Source organism: Paenactinomyces guangxiensis, from assembly GCF_016055185.1.
Classification (GTDB): domain Bacteria; phylum Bacillota; class Bacilli; order Thermoactinomycetales; family Thermoactinomycetaceae; genus Paenactinomyces; species Paenactinomyces guangxiensis.
In genome coordinates this window covers 62,695-80,300 of record NZ_JAECVR010000005.1, presented here as the reverse complement: position 1 = coordinate 80,300, position 17,606 = coordinate 62,695, and the positions used below count along the sequence as shown (strand labels likewise).

The window sequence follows — 17,606 nt, the reverse complement described above, 5'->3', positions numbered from 1 at the left end:
AGTTCTGTAAACTTACTCGATTACTCTTTCTTGATTTAATAATTCTACCAGCCTTTCCAACTCCCGCTCTGAAAAGTACTCAATTTCGATTTTCCCTTTTTTGCGGCCGTGTTTAATCCTGACAGGTGTGCTAAATACCTGTTGCAACAAGTCTTCGTACCGTTTAATCTCAGGATCAATATAGGATCTAGGCTGTGGTTTATCCTGTTTGGGAACAACCTTATTGACCTTCTGAATCCATTCTTCCAATTGACGTACACTGGCTTTTTCTTTTTTTACTTTAGCTGCCAATTTCTTTTGCAAGTCAACCTCTTTCACTCCCAGCAAGGCACGCGCGTGGCCCATAGACAATGTTCCACGTGAAACATCATCCTGGATTTCTGCAGGAAGTTGAAGTAAGCGCAGGAAGTTGGTCACATGCGGACGGCTTTTTCCCACTCGCTCCGCCAGCGCTTCCTGGGTGATGCCCAGGTGATTCATCAGCTTTTGATACGCATGGGCGATTTCCATCGGATTAAGGTCTTCTCGTTGCAAGTTTTCAATCAGGGCGATCTCCATCATCTGCTCATCACTGAATTCCCGTACAACAATCGGCAGCGTTTCCAGTCCCGCTAATTTTGCTGCGCGAAATCGGCGCTCACCTGCAACAATTTCGTACCCCCGAATGCTTTTTCTTACGATCAGAGGTTGAACAACTCCATGCTGTTTAATCGAATTGGTAAGTTCACTTAAAGATTCGTCATCAAAGCGTTTTCGTGGTTGATACGGATTGGGACGAAGGTCGCTGATGCTCGCTTCATTCGCCACATCCTCTTCCGTGACGTCTACCTGAGTGAAGAGAGCATTTAAACCTCTCCCCAATCGTTTATTACTCATTTTGCATCACCACTTCCCTAGCCAGTTCATTATAGCACTCTGCCCCGCGGGAGCGGGCATCGTAGGTTAAAATGGGTTGACCGTGGCTGGGTGCTTCACTGAGACGGATATTGCGTGGAATAACTGTTTGATACACTTTCTTCTGAAAATACTTCTTCACTTCATCCATCACTTGCACGGATAAGTTGGTCCGCCCATCAAACATTGTAAGGACGACTCCTTCGATTTCCAGGTTTTTATTCAGATGTTTTTGCACAATCCGAATCGTATTCAGGAGCTGTCCCAGTCCTTCTAAAGCATAAAATTCACATTGAATTGGAATTAACACCGATTCAGAAGCAGTTAAGGCATTCAGTGTAATGATCCCCAAAGATGGCGGACAGTCAATAAATATATATGAAAATTCGTTTTTGACCTGTTGCAGTGCTCTCTTTAGGCGTAACTCCCTGGAAATTGCCTGTGATAATTCAATTTCAGCACCTGCTAACTGAATGGTAGCGGGAAGCATCCACAAATTTTCCACAGATGTAGGAAGCATCACTTTTTCAATCTCAGCATCATTGATCAGTACATCATAAATGCATTGTTTAACATCTGCTTTGTTAATTCCTAAACCACTGGTTGTGTTTCCCTGGGGATCAATATCAACAAGCAATACTTTTCTCCCCGTGGCTGCAATGCAGGCAGCCAGGTTAATTGCAGTTGTTGTCTTGTAGGGTAGGAAACCCGGCGCCTTTCCATGTCGCCATGGAAGGTTTCCGGGCCCCCCCTCCGAACCGAACGTACACCTTTCGATGTATTCGGCTCTCCAGCCGTTCCTAAGCCCGTTACGATCTTGGTCTAAGTAACTTTTTCGGAAACGATGAGAGTTTTTTCTATGAAAATATGTGTAACTAAGGGAGAGGGCAGAATTCTGTCTTGCTCCCGTCCGGCGCCCTGCGAGGAAGTAAAAATGGCCGCTCCAAAAATTGTACAAGAGGTGTAGGCAAACGGCAGGGAAGCGGGGGCGAGGAAGAGTTGCCCCGCTTTTTGTCCCTTGTCCCGTTTTTTCCGCTCGGTTGGTCGCCAAAAGGGCGCTTCCCGGATTTCTGCTTCCCCGGCATGATTAAACTTTCATGCCAGAGTTGTGTCTCCCAGGTCATGAGGATTTTCTGTTACTGCACCGAAACCTGTCCATCCCGAATTCCGCATTGAAGAGATCATCGCAAGCGGTTTGATCCGGTCTTTCCTTTTTCTTCAAAGGATCATTAAAGTAAGTGACCAGTTTTTCCTGACCATTTTTTGTTCGGTATCTAACTCCAAGCAGTTTTTTGGTACCCGTGCCCTGTTTTCGTTTTACATCAATTCCGTATCTGTGGAGGATCTTTTTAACCGAACACTTCTCCTTCTTGGAAATCGTCTTAACCAGGCTGTAATAGTGATAGTAGCGAAACTTGTTCAATTTCGCGCTTACATCTGCGGCAAGGCAATAATACCGGTACAGACGGCGAATTTCAAAGTTGTACTGCTCAATCAACTCCGGAAGGGGCAAGTGAATTCTGGCATTGTGATAAACAGGTTTTCCGTTTTGACAAAAAGGGTTTACCGCTTTTCGTATAACTTCGTTTGGAACTAATAATTGGATTGTTTCGGCATAGCTTTTCTTTTTCGCATTCTGTCTCGTTTGGGGCTTTCCGGAAAAACAAACCGTTTTTTTAATATCATATCCAAGAAACCGAACCCGTTCGTGAGCCAGATTGCTAATCCGGGACTTTTCCAAATTCAGTTCCAGGGCCAAGTGTTGTTTAAGAAAGCTTTGTATCTGATTCCGGAGAGATTCCGCTATTCTCTTCGGTCCAGTGACGCAAACGATAAAACGGTCGCTGTAACGAAAATATTGAATCCTCTCTTTTGGCTTGCAAACGCGGAAATCATCACTGTCCGTTTGTTTCGGGTCTATGTACATGTCGATCGTCTGTTGCATAAACAAATCAAGTTCATGAAGATAGATATTCACCAGCAGACAGTTGATCCCGCTGCATTGAGGTACACCCGAGTAATCACAGTCTCCCTGTTTACACTTTGTAAGTCCTGCATGCAGGAACCTCCTGATCAACTCCAATAATCTTCCGTCATCTATTCTTTTTCTTAACAGATAGATCAAAATATCAGAGTTGATCTGTTCAAATAAGCTTTCAATCTCCCCCTGAAACACCCAGTTTGCCTTTTTGCACTCCGTTTTAATCTGATAAAGAATCGTATGGCAACCGCGGTTGGGACGAAACCCGTGGGAGGTGTCCAAAAATCCCGGTTCGTAGATCGCCTCCAACATCAGCCTGAGTGCCTCTTGAACCAGGTGATCTTCAAGAGCGGGGGATTCAAAATACGGAAGCTTTATTCCCTTATTTGGGCGAACATGGCTCGCAGACTTTGGGTAGTAAGTCTCACTTTTCATCTTTTGGATGATGGTATCTACCATTGCCGTGTTGAAGCCACTCATCTTTTCCGAATCTCGAGCCATACTGTTGCCTTGCAGCCTGCACCATTGCCTGTAGCTGTACGAGTAAAAGTCAGGGTTAAACAGGTTGCGGTAAAGTCTCCGAAAAACAAAATTCTCATCGTTTCTGGCTTTTTGGCTTAGCAATGACAGAATTACTTCGGCTTTCTGCATTCCGCATACCTCCATAATACTATCATTTGAACGACCTGCCCTCCTTCGCCTTGCAGCAGGCTTTCCCTGCCCCGGACTACTATGAGGGCTCCGTAGCCATAGCAGATATTCAGAACTCAGTGAAGGACCGTTTGTTCATAGCTTCTTGTGAAGCATTCCGCCTTAGGCTATCTCCGTTTAGGATCTTTGAGTACAGAGGAGTGACTTAGGTTCCCGTTCGCTTCTTTCACGTATCTTTTGATACGCCGGGGAAAACCGGAGAGTACGCGGTAAGTGCAGGAAAACTCCGCGTAAGCTTTCCCGTGTGCGTGACAACCAGCTTTCGCACACCCTGGCGGTTAAGGCAAAGAAACTGGGGTTCAAGCAGTCTAGCTTTGACCATATCACTCCGTTGATCTCGCACATCCGCCTGATAGCTGATTTCTCAAGCGATATGCTTTACTGACATGCTATGGTCCCCTGTAGTGTTTCCACATCGGGTTAGTCAGTTGATCACCGGGATCTCTCTCCAATCCCGCACCTTTAACAGGCAATACTCAAATCCCTTACGGACGCACTCCTACTCCACCTTTTTGGTTCGCGATGGCAACGACTTTACCCATGATTTCACCTCTCTTTATAAGTTTCCATTTTCATCCCTGTGAGGATGTGTACACATTTCTTCGGCAAATGCCCTTATCTAGTCTCTCTGTTGTAGTAGATAGAGTTAGAGCCAAGCGGAAGAAAACACATAATAACCTTTCTTCAGGTTTTAGCAACAATAAAGAAAAGGAGGCTGTTGCCTCACTTTCACTTTGTGTTTCTAACCTTTATTTTAATAATAGAGAAGAAAGAACGAAAGAAAAAAATAGAATGGGAATTTCCGTTACTTTGGAATACGGATCACCAACTGGTAGTAATCCTCATGTTCCTGTTCGTTGGCCTCCACTTCCATCCCAGTTTGTTTCACCATCTTAATCGATTGACGAATGGTATTCACTGCGATGCGTAAATCCCGTGAATAAGATTTACGTTTTGCTTTTTTCCTTGGCTCTTCTTTTTCCAGCAGTTTACGTACCCGCTCTTCGGTCTGTTTTACATTTAAATCTCTCTGCAAAATCTCATTTAACACCTGCAACTGCAACTCGGCTTCCTTCAATGCCAGCAGGGCGCGAGCATGCCTTTCCGTAATCATCCGCTTCAGCAATTCATCCTGGACTCTCCAGGGCAGCTGCAGAAGGCGCAGTTTGTTTGCAACTGTGGATTGTCCTTTGCCTAATCGTTGCGCCAAACTCTCCTGTGTTAAATCGTGAAGCTCTATTAGTTTTTGGTACGCGTGCGCTTCTTCAATCGCAGTCAATCCCTCTCGTTGCAGGTTCTCAATCAGGGCAGCGGAAGCGGCCTGGCTATCCGTCATCTCCCGTATGACAGCAGGAATGGTGGGAATTTGCAGCTTTTTCACTGCCCGTAATCGCCGTTCTCCAGCGATCAACTCGTAGATTCGGTCTTTTCGGCGCACTACGATTGGTTGGATAACTCCATGTAAACGGATGGTTTGACACAGCTCATCGATTCGCTCTTCGTTAAAAATGGTACGCGGCTGATAAGGGCTTGGCAATATTTCTTCCACAGGAATTTGCTTCACTTGATCTTGTTCCTTTTCAGCCAGGCCGAAAAATTTGGTAAACGGTTCTTTCATCGGTAATCACCACCTTGCTATCAACTTCTAGTCATATGGCCTTAAAAGCTTTTTTCTGTGAAAGTGCTGTGTGTCACAGGGGGAGGGCAGGATTTTCTGTCTCGCTCAGGTTGGCGCCCTGAAAGGAAGTAGAAATGGCCGCTCCAAAAAACTAAACAAGGGGCGTAGGCATTAGGCAGGGGAGCGAATTCAATGAAGTTTTGCCACGATTTTTCCCTTGTTCTGTTTTTTCCGCTCGGTTGGTCGCCAAATATCGCTCCCCAGATTTCTGCTTCCCCGGCATGATGAAAACTTTCATCCCAGAGTTGTGCCTGCAAGTCATGAGTTTTTTTTATGAAAAGTGAGTGTTAACATTCTGTCTACCCCTGATCAGTTCGGTAAGCCACCAATCATTTCTCTCCGCAACTTCTATTCTTCTCCCACTAAAAACAGACGGCAGATCTTTTCAGCAAATCTTCAATCCAAAATTGGCAAAACCGTTCCAGGATCGTTTTATACGATTCATTTCGTGAACTTGTATATTTACAATTTCGCTGTCCGCTCAGAAGCACCTTCTGCCACTGGTCTTTTTCTTCCACATCACACCAACATGTTTCACGTGAAACATAGACGGATCTCCCAAGAAAACATTAAATTTTTTTGTCAGGAAACGAAATAATCGATTTTTTTGTATATGTTATATTATTCTAGAAGAAATAAATGTAGAAACCTATGATCATAGGTTGACCCTTATCCTTCATAGTTGATAGAATCGTTAAAAGAAGAGGCTCATCTCAAATTCCGGCTAGGAGGAAAAAACAAATGAGTACACCTGTATACATAGGTAATGACCAGGGATATTACGGGACAAAAGTAGTCAGCCGTGCAAACGGAAAATTCTACAAGATGTTTATCCGCAACATGGTTGTTCCCAACCGGGTAGGTGAAATCACCTATAATAATGACCCGCACAACATTATGTATCGCGAGCATGAAGGTGACCGCGAATGGTTTTGCGGAAAATTGGCCATTGAACAATCCGGGGATGATGAATTATTCGATTCACACAAACGGCGCCTTTTCAGCCCCACCTGGTTCCGAGAACAAGAATATCTGATCATGTTCCGCGTCAGCACAGGTCTGATGCTCCAGGGAAACAATGAACCGGTTGTATCCGTAGCTCTGCCGACTGATAGCTATATCGACTATAAAGATGAGCTGAAACGCCGGTTAGTTGGTAAACACAGCTTTGAAGTCAAACAGGGCAACCTCCCCTGGCGCAAAATCGAATTTGAAATTAAACAGGAGAATTTGTATGTCATCAGCCAGCCAATGGCTACTCTTTTCCATATTGCACTGGATCGTTCCGGAAAACTCTTGAATGAAGACTTATTTATCCAAAAAGTAAGTATTAACGACCTTGGGTTTGGCACCTCCGACATCGAAACTCTTCACGGTGAAACGATCATCAAACGTCAAAGCTTTACTTCCCGACATGCGATGCTAAACGTATACCAGCGCTTGTCCAAACACCTGTACGAGTTTACTGCAAGTGTTGATCCCGACAATAATGGCAAAGAGTACCCCATTTGGAGTTTGCCTCGTATTGTCGGTTCCGGTGAGATCAGTTTCAAAGGCAAAGTACACGATGTAAGCAGCATTGTTCAGGAATGCATCAAAGAAGTGGGTGAAGCACTTGTAAACGAGGTATGGAACCGCCTCGACTACGGTGACGACATCACTTATATCATCCTGACAGGCGGCGCTTCCATTCCGTTTAAACCATACTACAGAGAACGCTTTGGTGATAAATTGATCTTTGCTGAAGACTATGGCATCGAGGCACAATTTGCGAACGGTTTTGGACTTTGCAAATTTTCCCAATCGAAATCCAAATCTGTACCCAATAAAGATTTACTTGAGGCGGCTTCAACGATTCAACAAGAATTTACAGTTCCGGACACCGCCAATGAACCAGTCGCTTCTAAAAAAGCAGGAAAAGTAAGCAAAAAATAATGATTGAACATCCCCCAGGGATTGTCCTTGGGGGAGTACTATTTATCGAGGCTGTTGCAGTTGATTTATGAAAAATGGAACTAGCAATTCCCCCCAAAAAGAGGGATAATAGATAAGAAGAATATACGGATATAAAATAGTTAAATGAATGAAATTAGAATAAAGGAGGGAACATGTTACAGATGGAATCAAAATATGATGTGATTATTCTTGGAACCGGTGAATCTGCCAAAGCTGCTGTGGCGGCTCTAAAAGAACAAGGGAAGACAGCTTTATTGATTGATCTGAAACCAGAGATGGTGACCACGATGGTATGCCAATCTCCACAGCAACCATCCCACAATGGTCATCCCTCCTCACATATGTCGCAACCAGTTTTAATCGGTGATGAATCCTCACAAATTTGGCTTCATAAACAAACATTACATACAGGAACCAGTGAGACAGCCACTTACACATTCCAAGTACATGAAATGAAAGAAACAAAGCAAACAGATGCTTATTATTCCATAACCGGAGAAGAACAAACCTCTTCTGAATTAACCATGATTGAAGATCATGAGATTGAAGAAACAGATTTAGAAGCGGAAGTGTTGGAAGCCAACGAAATAGACGCTGAAATCCAATCCCCGCACAGTTTCTTGCGGGAAAGGGAAAATTCTTTGCGTGAAAAGTTAATTCGCAGAGAGCAAAAAATATCACCCTTCTATGAAGATACGGATCAAGAAACAGATTACCCTGTTTATAACCTGGAACGAATCCAAATTGAAGATGAAACACACAGTGATGATCAAAGCTGGGAGCATCCAAACGCCACTTATGTCATTGATTCCGGAGAAAACTTCCCCGGAAACAGGCATTCAAACACTCTGTCTTTCTTTGAACAACCTGTCTATCGCGAGCGTGAATTAAAGCTGAGAAAACGACTCATCGGCAATCAACGGTTCAACGGACAGCATTCGCATAATATGTATCCGGCAAATGGTGCAGACAAACCACCTAAAATTATTTATCAAGAGAAAGAAGAAACGAATCAAACACAAAACCATCCTTATCAGGAAAAAGAGAAGCACACGGAAGACACACAACCAGGGGTATACCCATTGGAACCGTTCTCTGCCCGCAGACGCGCCCGTTCCCATAAAAAAAATCGTTTTGCCCGCAAGAGCGAGCACATTTCCGACAAAAAAGCAAAAAAACCATTGCAAAAGTCACAACCTGTAACCTGGGAGGAGCCCCAGACGCCGGATGGACAGGAAAACAAGAATTCATCATTTGACGGGCCTTTATTTGAGCACAGTACACCAAAAATCCAGCCATTTAAACGACAGCCTTTTCAGAAAGACACACCTCCCCAATCTGAGACTGAACTCAACAACGACCACTTGAAAAGGGATGACATTGAATTTGAAGATGCGTACGGCGGATACAGCTCACTGGAAGACTTCCTGACTCCTTTCTCCCAAAACAGCCGCAAGCGTCAGGAAATGGATAAAATCGAAAAAAGAAAAATTGCCTTACGAGGCTTGCATAATTTAATTAACAACCTGGGATAGAAAAGGAGCCGAAACGGACTCTCGGCTCCTTTTGTTTCTTTTTCCGCCCATAGTAAAAGTTCGAGGCGGAGAACATCGAAACGGGCGATTAAGCCAATTTAAAAACCATCAACCCGAAGGCGAACCATACCCCAGTGAATATGTAAACAAAACGGAGAGGCAAGAATCAAAAAACCTGATCAGGGACGGTTGAATCATCCGCCAATTGTATGTTTCTCTTCTTTTTAAACATCCCCCATCAGCATGTCTGATGGGGGATGTTTACACAATCGGCTGCTTAGCGGGAATACCTGACCGGCGGGGATAAGCTTTCGGGCTATGATCTCTCTTTTTCATGAGTAACAGATGACGGGTTCCCATCTCTTCCGGAAGCTCAAATGAAATTATTTCATGGGAAGCTTTCCCCAGGATATGTAATGCTTGCCTGGATTCCCGCACCTCTTCTGCCACAGATGGACCTTTCATAGCCACAAAAAATCCACCCACACGTACAAACGGGAGGCAATACTCCGCTAATACATTAAGTTTGGCGACCGCCCGTGCAGTAGCCAAGTCAAAAGATTGGCGATATCCTGTTTGGCGGGCAAATTCCTCCGCCCGGCCATGCACACACTCTATTTTCTCCAATCCCAATGCAGAGACTACATCTTCCAGGAAACCGATTCTCTTCTTCAAAGAATCGAGCAAGACCACCCGGAGATGAGGAAAGGCGATCTTCAGGGGAAGACCGGGAAATCCGGCACCTGTTCCCACATCAATCAGGGAATGGATTTGTTTTATCGGGAGAATCTTAGCAACGGTCAGGGAATCAAAAAAATGTTTTACATATACTTCATGCGGTTCTGTAATCGCTGTTAAATTCATTACCTTGTTTGTCTCAACCAACAGCCGGTAATACTCACCAAACTGCTCAAGCTGCTTTTCGGTCAGCTTGATTCCCCAGCGAAGCACCTGTTGTTTCAGCCACTCACCTTGATTCACCGTCAAAAACCCTCAACCTCCTTTAAAAAAGGTCTGACCCAAAAGATCAGACCTCAATCTGCTATGCTTTTAAGGTTGCCTTTCCGCCCTGTTCAATATGAATCATCAAAATGGAAATATCAGCGGGGCTTACACCGGATATGCGGGAAGCCTGGCCAAGGGAAATCGGGCGTACCTGGGACAGTTTTTCGCGGGCCTCTAAGGAGATTCCCGCCACTTTGCTGTAATCAACCCATTCAGGGATCCGCTTTTCCTCCATTTTGCGCATTTTTTCCACTTGTTGCAGCGACTTTCTGATATAACCTTCATACTTCAGTTGAATTTCTACTTGTTCAGCCACATCCGGGGCCAGCGGCTCCGGTGGAGGTGACATCCGCGAAATTTCTTTGTACCCTAATTCCGGGCGTTTGATCAGGTTGGCAAGCTCCACAGCATTGTTGATTTCCGTCGTCCCCATTTCTTTTAAAATCTCTTGAATCTGGGCTGTGGGTCTCACTTTGGTTTCACGCAGACGGGTGATTTCTTTTTCAATCGCTTCCCGCTTTGCTGTAAAACGGCGATAGCGCTCTTCGGAAATGAGACCGATCTCATAACCAATATCTGTCAACCGCAAATCAGCGTTGTCGTGCCGCAGGAGAAGACGATACTCTGCCCGCGAAGTGAGGAGGCGGTAAGGTTCATTGGTTCCTTTGGTAACCAGGTCATCAATCAAAACACCAATATATGCCTGCGAACGGTCCAAGATCACCGGTTCTTTGCCCTGCACCTTGCGGGCAGCATTAATTCCCGCCATAATTCCTTGTGCTCCCGCTTCCTCATATCCGGAGGTTCCGTTGATTTGCCCGGCTGTAAACAGGTTTTCCACAAGTTTGGTTTCCAGGCTGGGCCAGAGCTGTGTCGGAACAATGGCATCATATTCAATCGCATAGCCGGTTCGCATCATCTCCGCCTTCTCAAGTCCGGTGATGGTGCGGAGAATTTGTAACTGCACATCCTCGGGGAGACTGGTGGATAACCCCTGGACATACATCTCCTTCGTATGTCTGCCTTCCGGTTCAATGAAGATTTGGTGGCGGCTTTTATCGGCAAAACGGACAATCTTATCTTCAATCGAGGGGCAGTAACGCGGTCCTCTTCCTTCGATGATCCCGGAATACATGGGCGCACGGTGCAAGTTATCCCTGATGTATTGATGGGTCTTTTCATTGGTGTAGGTCAACCAGCAAGGCAACTGGTCAGTAATAAATTGAGTCGTTTCATACGAAAAGGCTCTTGGTTCCTCGTCTCCCGGCTGAATTTCCATCCTGGAGGTGTCGATCGACTTTTTATTGACCCGTGGTGGAGTGCCCGTTTTAAAACGAACTGTCTCAAAACCAAGTTCTATCAAGTGATGGGCCAGCTCGACCGACGGCTGTTGGTTATTGGGCCCGCTTTCGTATGAGAGATCACCAATAATAATTTTTCCCCGCAGATAGGTGCCCGTGGTGAGAACAACTGTTTTTGAAATATATTGGGCTCCTGTCTTTGTAATGACTCCCTTGCAGATTCCATTCTCCACAATGAGCTTTTCCACCATACCCTGTTGTAAAACAAGATTTGGCTCTGATTCAAGAACCTTTTTCATCTCTTGCTGGTACAGCACTTTATCCGCTTGAGCCCGCAGTGCATAAACAGCCGGCCCCTTACCCGTGTTGAGCATCCGCATCTGAATATGAGTTTTATCAATATTTTTGCCCATTTCCCCGCCCAGCGCATCAATTTCCCGGACTACGTGCCCTTTGGCCGGTCCGCCGATTGAAGGATTACAAGGCATATAAGCAATCGTATCCAGGCTCAGGGTTAAAAGAAGGGTTGAGCATCCCATGCGAGCAGCAGCCAGTGCCGATTCGCAACCGGCATGCCCTGCTCCGATGACAATCACATCATATTCCCCACCTGTATAAGGCATCTGTTTCACCCCTTTTTATAATGTGTGAGCGGGAAGATGAAAGCAAGTTTTGTGCAGCATCCCGCTTGGGCTGATCGTTTACTTGCCCAGACAAAACTGTGAAAAAATCTGGTCAATCAGATCTTCCGCAACTGCTTCCCCAATCACTTCACCCAGGAACTGCCATGCATTTTTCAAATCGATTTCCACCATATCGAGCGGCATCCCGGTATCAATCCCCTGAATAACCTCACGAATACTGTTTTTCGCTTTGGAAAGGAGGTCGATATGCCTTGCATTACTCACATAAGTCCCCTCGGCAGTTTCCACTTTACCCAATAAGAACAGATTGGCAATCGCCTCTTCCAATTGTTCGATTCCTCTCTCCTCTTTCAGGGAGGTTGTGATCAGCGGCTTGTCCCCAATCAAAGAGCGGACTTCTTCCAAATCCAGTTGTCCCGGTAAATCGACCTTATTCACAATGATCACAGCCGTGTGGCATTCTGCCAAGGAAATCAGCCTGCGGTCTTCTTCGCTCAGGGGTTCTGCATAGTTAAGTACCAGCAGGACCAGATCAGCTTCTTCCAATGCCCGTCGTGATCTCTCCACTCCGATGCGCTCAACAATATCCTCCGTTTCACGAATCCCGGCTGTATCCAGAAGACGTAAAGGGATTCCCCGCACGTTGACATATTCTTCAATCACATCACGGGTGGTGCCGGGGATTTCGGTGACAATCGCTTTATTTTCCTGGGACAAGGTGTTCATCAATGATGATTTTCCCACATTGGGACGCCCAATGATCGCGGTCGCGATGCCCTCACGGTAAATTTTACCCTGCCGGGCCGTCTGCAATAAACGATTGATCTCTTTTTCTATGCCCTCACACCGCTCCCGCAAAAACCGGCCTGTCAATTCTTCGGCATCATATTCGGGGTAATCTACATTGACAGCCAGATGTGCCAGAGTTTCAACAATTTCATTGCGTAATTGACGGATGAGCCGGGATAGCCGGCCTTGATGTTGATTCATCGCTACTTTCGCGGCACGGTCTGTTTTTGCCCGAATGAGATCAATCACTGCCTCCGCCTGTGAGAGATCAATGCGTCCGTTCAAAAAAGCCCGCTTGGTAAATTCCCCCGGTTCGGCGAGGCGTGCACCTGCAGACAGCACAGCCTCCAGCGTGGATTGTACCGGTACCATACCACCATGACAGTTGATTTCTACAACATCTTCCCGCGTAAATGTACGAGGGGCCCTCATCACTGTGACCAACACTTCATCAATTCGTTCTTCCGTCTGTGGATTAACAATGTAACCGTAATGAATGGTATGTGTGGGTACTTCTGTCAGTGATTTTTTGCCTTTATATATCCGATTGACGATTGGAACAGCTTCAGGGCCGCTCACACGGATCACAGAGATTCCGGCTTCACCCATCGCTGTCGCAATCGCAGCGATTGTATCTGTTTCCATCATTTCACCCCAAGAAACATCCTAATAATTAATCTTAGCATACCAACATCACCCAATCAAAAAAACTGCCAATACGAAAAAACTCCCCCTGAGGGGAGAAAATAATTAATCTTTCCAACTGATGACCACACGACGGTTTGGCTCATCTCCAACACTGTGAGTTGTCAGGCGTTTTTCCTTTTGTATGGCACCATGGATAATCCTTCGCTCGCCAGGTGGCATCGGGTCCAAAACAATCTCTTTTTTGGTCCGAAGCACTTGTTTGGCCAAACGCTCAGCCAGGTTCACTAGCGCTTCTTCCCTGCGCTTGCGGTATCCATCCGCATCAAGCATAAAGCGTACCTGTTTTTTTACCCCGCGATTGGCTGCAATGTTGACCAGATACTGCAAAGATTCAAGAGTTTGTCCTCTTCTTCCGATGAGGATGCCTAGTTTGTCTCCTTTGAGATGAAGAACAACAGGTTTTGAGGAGCTAGAAGCAGACTCCACTTCGATCTCCGCCGACAGGCCCATCTTTGTAATCACTTCGCCGAGAAAACGAACTGCTTCCTCAACCGGGTCAAAGATGCGCTCAACTTCCACTCTCGCCTCCCGCATTCCAAAAAGACCGAAAAACCCTTTCTTTGGCTGTTCCAAAACATGTACATCAACGTTGTCGCGGGATGCGTTGAGCCTGTGACAGGCTAATCGGACCGCATCTTCTACAGTTTTGGCTTGCACAACCACTTTTTTCAACGGGCGGTACCCTCCTGTGTCACATTTCCCTTCCTGGGTTTAAGAATCAACACATATTGGAGGATCGTAAAGATATTCCCATATACCCAGTAGAGGGAAAGAGCCGCCGGGAACTGATAGGCCAGGAAGAAAATCATCACCGGCATAATCCAGATCATAATTTTCATCTGGGGATTGTCTCCAGCACCCGTTGCGATAAATTGCAAATAAGTAGTAAGCGCCGCGAGCAAGGGCAAAATAAAGTACGGGTCAGGTTCACCCAGCTTCATGTACAGGAAGCTGGATCCCGCGATATGCGGGTTTTTCATAATCGCTTGATAAAAAGCAATCAAAATCGGAAATTGTACCAGGAGCGGCAAACATCCGGCCATCGGATTCACATTGTTCGCCTGGAAGAGTTTCATCGTCTCTTCCTGCATCTTTTGCTGGTTATTTTTATATTTCTCCCTGATTTTCATCAATTGGGGCTGCAACTCCTGCATTGCTTTTGTACTCTTTTGCTGCTTCCAAGTGAGAGGGAAAATAACCAGACGTACAAGAAAGGTTACGATCAGGATCGACCAGCCGTAATTTCCGAGAAAGCTCTTAAACCAGTCCAATAAATCGGATAAAGGTAGCACCAGGTACTTGTCCCAAATGCCCGCATGCTCACGGTCAATCGGTTTGTATGCAGACGGGTCTGGCGCGCACCCGGAAACAGCAATGACGGCAAAAACAACTAAAAGGATGATAGCGACGTAGCGCTGCCGTTTTTGCAAGGGAAACTCCTCCTCATAGCCAAACATCACTTATCTATGTTTACAATGATGTTTGTTTTTCTTCTCTGGAACGTAATCAAATCCGCCCGGATGAAAGGGATGGCACTTGCAAATCCTCTTTAAAGTATACCATCCTCCCAGCCAAACACCATGCCTTTGAATGGCGATTAATCCGTATTCCGAACAAGTGGGTACAAAACGACAAGTTGGCGGCTTTAACGGCGAAAGAAACCGCCGATAAAAATGGATAAGGCCCAGAGCAATACTTTTCACTGTTTTCAACCCCACAGTTGGTTTTAACGAGAGGGGGGCCCGGACTCAAACACCCCGGCTCTCGTAAACACATGCCGCAGACTGGACTTTACCTGGACATAATCCATGACTGCAACCGGTTTTCGGGCAATGACCACAATGTCCACCTGCTTCCTGAGCTGCGGGACCCATTCCCTGGCCACTTCTTTTACCAATCGCTTAATCCGGTTGCGGACCACGGCATTTCCCACCTTTTTGCTTACAGAAATCCCTATTCGCGTCGGGCCCGGCTCTCTGCGCAGATAAACATAAACCACAAATTGCCGGTTCGCAAACGATTCTCCTGCCCGAAAAACTCTTCTAAAATCATTTCGTCTTTTCAGACGATATTCTTGTTGCAAAAGGAGAACTCCTTCCGTACAAAATAGCCGGTTAACCAACATTATGGCGAAAAAAGAGGAAGGATAAACCTCTGATCTTACAAACAGAAAGGGGGTTTGACATTGGCCCCCGGACCGGTCCCGGTCTGTTAAAAATTCCGGAACTTCATTGCTTCAAGAGGCTGAAATATAGGAAAAAAGGCCACACTGAAAAGGTGGCCTCGTTTTATGCGGATAGTACTTTTCTTCCTTTTCTTCTGCGTGCGGCAAGTACTTTACGGCCGTTTTTAGTGCTCATCCGAGCGCGGAAGCCGTGTACATTTTTGCGTCTGCGATTGCTTGGCTGATAAGTGCGCTTCATTGTAAATCTACCTGGTTATCAACCCGCCCTCACGCCGGTCAGGGCATGAGTTTCCGGCCAGCGGGCCCATCCCCGCTAACGGGACAGTGGGGTGAACCGGATATGAAGATCCGACCACTGAACCAGGCTTCCTCCCTTCAATATATATTTTTAAAGTCGAACATAACGACAATCTCTATCATTATAGCGGGGTGAGTAAGGATATGTCAAGAAACCAAGATATCCACAGCCAAAACTTATCCACATGTTGATAAGTTTTTCTTTTCCACTGGTTATTCCACAGATATCCTCAAATTATCCACAATATCCACCCCTGTGTACAACTGAATTCCCCACCCCTGTGGATTGTGGATAACTTTACTTTTTTCATTGTAAATACTGGTATCTTTTGATATTCTAAGTTTGTTTCCTCAGTGGATAAGTAGGATTCCCCGACAGGATTATCCACAGGTTGTGGATAAGTATGTGAGTATCTATTCACAGGTTGTGTAAAACATTCATCCACAGGTTGTGGATAATGTTGAAAAATATCGAAACATCGCGCGATCCTTGTGGTATTCCTGTGGATAACCCAATTGGCAGAACACTCTACCCGGAAGGAGGTCATTCCTTGTTGAACATCCAAGAATTATGGTCCCGAACACTGGAAGCAATGCAAGAAAAAATAAGCAAACCCAGCTTTGAAACCTGGTTTAAAGCGACAGAAGCCATTGATATTCAAGATGATACAATGATCGTCTCCGCACCCAATGATTTTTCCCGTGAGTGGCTGGAATCGCGCTATGCAGATTTAATCAGGGATACATTAAAAGAAGTGACCGGATCTATTATCGACATCAAAATCATCAGCCATACAGCGGAGAAACAGGAAAAGCCAAACGGACCTCCAACAGCCGCTGAAGAAGAGTCTGAAGAGATGGACCCCCAAAAAACACAGCTCAATCCCCGTTATACATTTGACACATTCGTGATCGGTTCAGGCAACCGCTTTGCCCATGCAGCTTCACTGGCAGTAGCGGAAGCTCCCGCTAAGGCATATAATCCATTATTTATCTACGGGGGAGTAGGGCTGGGGAAAACTCACTTGATGCATGCGATTGGGCATTACGTACTCGGGCATACGCCATCCAGCCGTGTCGTCTACTTGTCCTCAGAGAAGTTTACGAACGAATTTATCAACTCCATCCGTGACAACAAGACGATTCATTTTCGGAACAAGTACAGATCTGTGGATATCCTGTTAATTGACGATATTCAGTTTCTTGCCGGCAAAGAACAGACACAGGAAGAGTTTTTCCACACCTTTAACGCACTTCACGAAGATAATAAACAGATCATCATCTCCAGTGACCGGCCGCCCAAAGAGATTCCTACACTGGAAGACCGGCTTCGCTCCCGCTTTGAATGGGGATTAATCACAGATGTACAGCCGCCTGATTTAGAAACGCGGATTGCGATTCTGCGCAAAAAAGCGATTGCCGACAATTTAGATGTCCCTGGTGAAGTCCTGGCATTTATCGCGGACCGCATCGACACCAATATCCGCGAGCTGGAGGGAGCATTGATTCGTGTTGTCGCCTACTCTGCTTTGATGAATCAGCCGGTTACTCCTGACCTGGCCGCTGAAGCATTGAAAGATATTATGCCCGAGTCACGCCCAAAAGTGGTCAGCATCCAGGATATCCAACAGGAAGTAAGCACTTATTATCGTTTGCGTATCGATGATTTAAAAAGTAAAAAGCGTACCAAAACCGTCGCTTTTCCAAGGCAGATTGCCATGTATTTATGCCGGGAACTCACAGATTATTCACTGCCCAAAATCGGAGAAGACTTTGGCGGACGCGATCACACCACAGTCATTCACGCACATGAGAAGATCAGCCGGATCATTAAACAGGACCCTCAATTGCAACAGGCTATCGAAGAACTGAAAAAACGGATATCCCGCAGCTCCTGACAGGCGATTGTGAATAAATGTGGA

General features: G+C 45.8%; 14 protein-coding genes and 1 pseudogene. 3 read left to right on the top strand and 12 right to left on the bottom strand.

All coding sequences use genetic code 11. From position 1 onward, the window contains the following. Positions 1-12: 12 nt before the first annotated feature. The 4 genes and pseudogenes from I8U27_RS06920 to noc form a co-directional block, all read right to left on the bottom strand. Positions 13-876: a ParB/RepB/Spo0J family partition protein gene (locus I8U27_RS06920; RefSeq protein WP_181751341.1), complete on the bottom strand. Its 864-nt coding sequence runs from the start codon at positions 874-876 to the stop codon at positions 13-15. Then, positions 869-1,588: pseudogene (locus I8U27_RS06915) on the bottom strand (ParA family protein); the annotation flags it as partial. The pseudogene I8U27_RS06915 and the gene I8U27_RS06920, both read right to left, overlap by 8 nt. Positions 1,589-2,014: 426 nt before the next feature. Then, positions 2,015-3,526: a reverse transcriptase/maturase family protein gene (locus tag I8U27_RS06910; protein WP_181751342.1), complete on the bottom strand. Its 1,512-nt coding sequence runs from the start codon at positions 3,524-3,526 to the stop codon at positions 2,015-2,017. A gap of 865 nt (positions 3,527-4,391) precedes the next feature. Then, a complete protein-coding gene (gene noc, locus I8U27_RS06905; RefSeq protein WP_181751343.1) occupies positions 4,392-5,204 on the bottom strand; it encodes a nucleoid occlusion protein in 813 nt (270 codons plus the stop codon). Between the two features lie 801 nt (positions 5,205-6,005). Between noc and I8U27_RS06900 the strand changes: the two genes are divergently transcribed. Continuing rightward, on the top strand, positions 6,006-7,199 hold the full coding sequence (locus tag I8U27_RS06900; protein WP_181751344.1) for a ParM/StbA family protein: 1,194 nt from the start codon (positions 6,006-6,008) through the stop codon (positions 7,197-7,199). Positions 7,200-7,381: 182 nt separating this feature from the next. Next, on the top strand, positions 7,382-8,755 hold the full coding sequence (locus tag I8U27_RS06895) for a hypothetical protein (RefSeq protein ID WP_181751345.1): 1,374 nt from the start codon (positions 7,382-7,384) through the stop codon (positions 8,753-8,755). A gap of 261 nt (positions 8,756-9,016) precedes the next feature. Here the strand turns inward: I8U27_RS06895 and rsmG are convergent, their stop codons facing one another. The 8 genes from rsmG to rpmH form a co-directional block, all read right to left on the bottom strand. Next, on the bottom strand, positions 9,017-9,736 hold the full coding sequence (gene rsmG, locus I8U27_RS06890) for a 16S rRNA (guanine(527)-N(7))-methyltransferase RsmG (protein ID WP_374057914.1): 720 nt from the start codon (positions 9,734-9,736) through the stop codon (positions 9,017-9,019). Positions 9,737-9,797: 61 nt separating this feature from the next. Further along, on the bottom strand, positions 9,798-11,684 hold the full coding sequence (mnmG, locus tag I8U27_RS06885) for a tRNA uridine-5-carboxymethylaminomethyl(34) synthesis enzyme MnmG (RefSeq protein WP_181751347.1): 1,887 nt from the start codon (positions 11,682-11,684) through the stop codon (positions 9,798-9,800). A 78-nt stretch (positions 11,685-11,762) separates the two neighbouring features. Beyond that, positions 11,763-13,139, bottom strand: a complete 1,377-nt coding sequence (gene mnmE / locus I8U27_RS06880; RefSeq protein WP_181751348.1) for a tRNA uridine-5-carboxymethylaminomethyl(34) synthesis GTPase MnmE — start codon at positions 13,137-13,139, stop codon at positions 11,763-11,765. A 105-nt stretch (positions 13,140-13,244) separates the two neighbouring features. Further along, positions 13,245-13,865 (bottom strand): RNA-binding cell elongation regulator Jag/EloR, encoded by a 621-nt coding sequence (gene jag, locus I8U27_RS06875; protein ID WP_309506113.1) that lies wholly within the window; start codon positions 13,863-13,865, stop codon positions 13,245-13,247. A 5-nt stretch (positions 13,866-13,870) separates the two neighbouring features. Continuing rightward, positions 13,871-14,632 (bottom strand): YidC/Oxa1 family membrane protein insertase, encoded by a 762-nt coding sequence (locus I8U27_RS06870; RefSeq protein WP_232345290.1) that lies wholly within the window; start codon positions 14,630-14,632, stop codon positions 13,871-13,873. 30 nt (positions 14,633-14,662) lie between these two features. Then, on the bottom strand, positions 14,663-14,905 hold the full coding sequence (gene yidD, locus I8U27_RS06865; RefSeq protein WP_181751351.1) for a membrane protein insertion efficiency factor YidD: 243 nt from the start codon (positions 14,903-14,905) through the stop codon (positions 14,663-14,665). Between the two features lie 23 nt (positions 14,906-14,928). Continuing rightward, a complete protein-coding gene (gene rnpA, locus I8U27_RS06860) occupies positions 14,929-15,285 on the bottom strand; it encodes a ribonuclease P protein component (RefSeq protein WP_181751352.1) in 357 nt (118 codons plus the stop codon). 205 nt (positions 15,286-15,490) lie between these two features. Then, positions 15,491-15,625 (bottom strand): 50S ribosomal protein L34, encoded by a 135-nt coding sequence (gene rpmH / locus I8U27_RS06855; protein WP_181751353.1) that lies wholly within the window; start codon positions 15,623-15,625, stop codon positions 15,491-15,493. A 652-nt stretch (positions 15,626-16,277) separates the two neighbouring features. Between rpmH and dnaA the strand changes: the two genes are divergently transcribed. Continuing rightward, positions 16,278-17,582, top strand: coding sequence for a chromosomal replication initiator protein DnaA (gene dnaA / locus I8U27_RS06850; RefSeq protein ID WP_374057915.1), 1,305 nt, complete (start codon positions 16,278-16,280; stop codon positions 17,580-17,582). Positions 17,583-17,606 lie beyond the last annotated feature (24 nt).

Bases quoted from the DNA above. Each gene is read 5' to 3' on its own strand.
- mnmE (WP_181751348.1), bottom strand. From the start codon at position 13,139: ATGGAAACAGATACAATCGCTGCGATTGCGACAGCGATGGGTGAAGCC.
- rpmH (WP_181751353.1), bottom strand. From the start codon at position 15,625: ATGAAGCGCACTTATCAGCCAAGCAATCGCAGACGCAAAAATGTACAC.
- dnaA (WP_374057915.1), top strand. From the start codon at position 16,278: ATGCAAGAAAAAATAAGCAAACCCAGCTTTGAAACCTGGTTTAAAGCG.
- I8U27_RS06920 (WP_181751341.1), bottom strand. From the start codon at position 876: ATGAGTAATAAACGATTGGGGAGAGGTTTAAATGCTCTCTTCACTCAG.
- I8U27_RS06910 (WP_181751342.1), bottom strand. From the start codon at position 3,526: ATGCAGAAAGCCGAAGTAATTCTGTCATTGCTAAGCCAAAAAGCCAGA.
- noc (WP_181751343.1), bottom strand. From the start codon at position 5,204: ATGAAAGAACCGTTTACCAAATTTTTCGGCCTGGCTGAAAAGGAACAA.
- mnmG (WP_181751347.1), bottom strand. From the start codon at position 11,684: ATGCCTTATACAGGTGGGGAATATGATGTGATTGTCATCGGAGCAGGG.
- I8U27_RS06895 (WP_181751345.1), top strand. From the start codon at position 7,382: ATGGAATCAAAATATGATGTGATTATTCTTGGAACCGGTGAATCTGCC.
- I8U27_RS06900 (WP_181751344.1), top strand. From the start codon at position 6,006: ATGAGTACACCTGTATACATAGGTAATGACCAGGGATATTACGGGACA.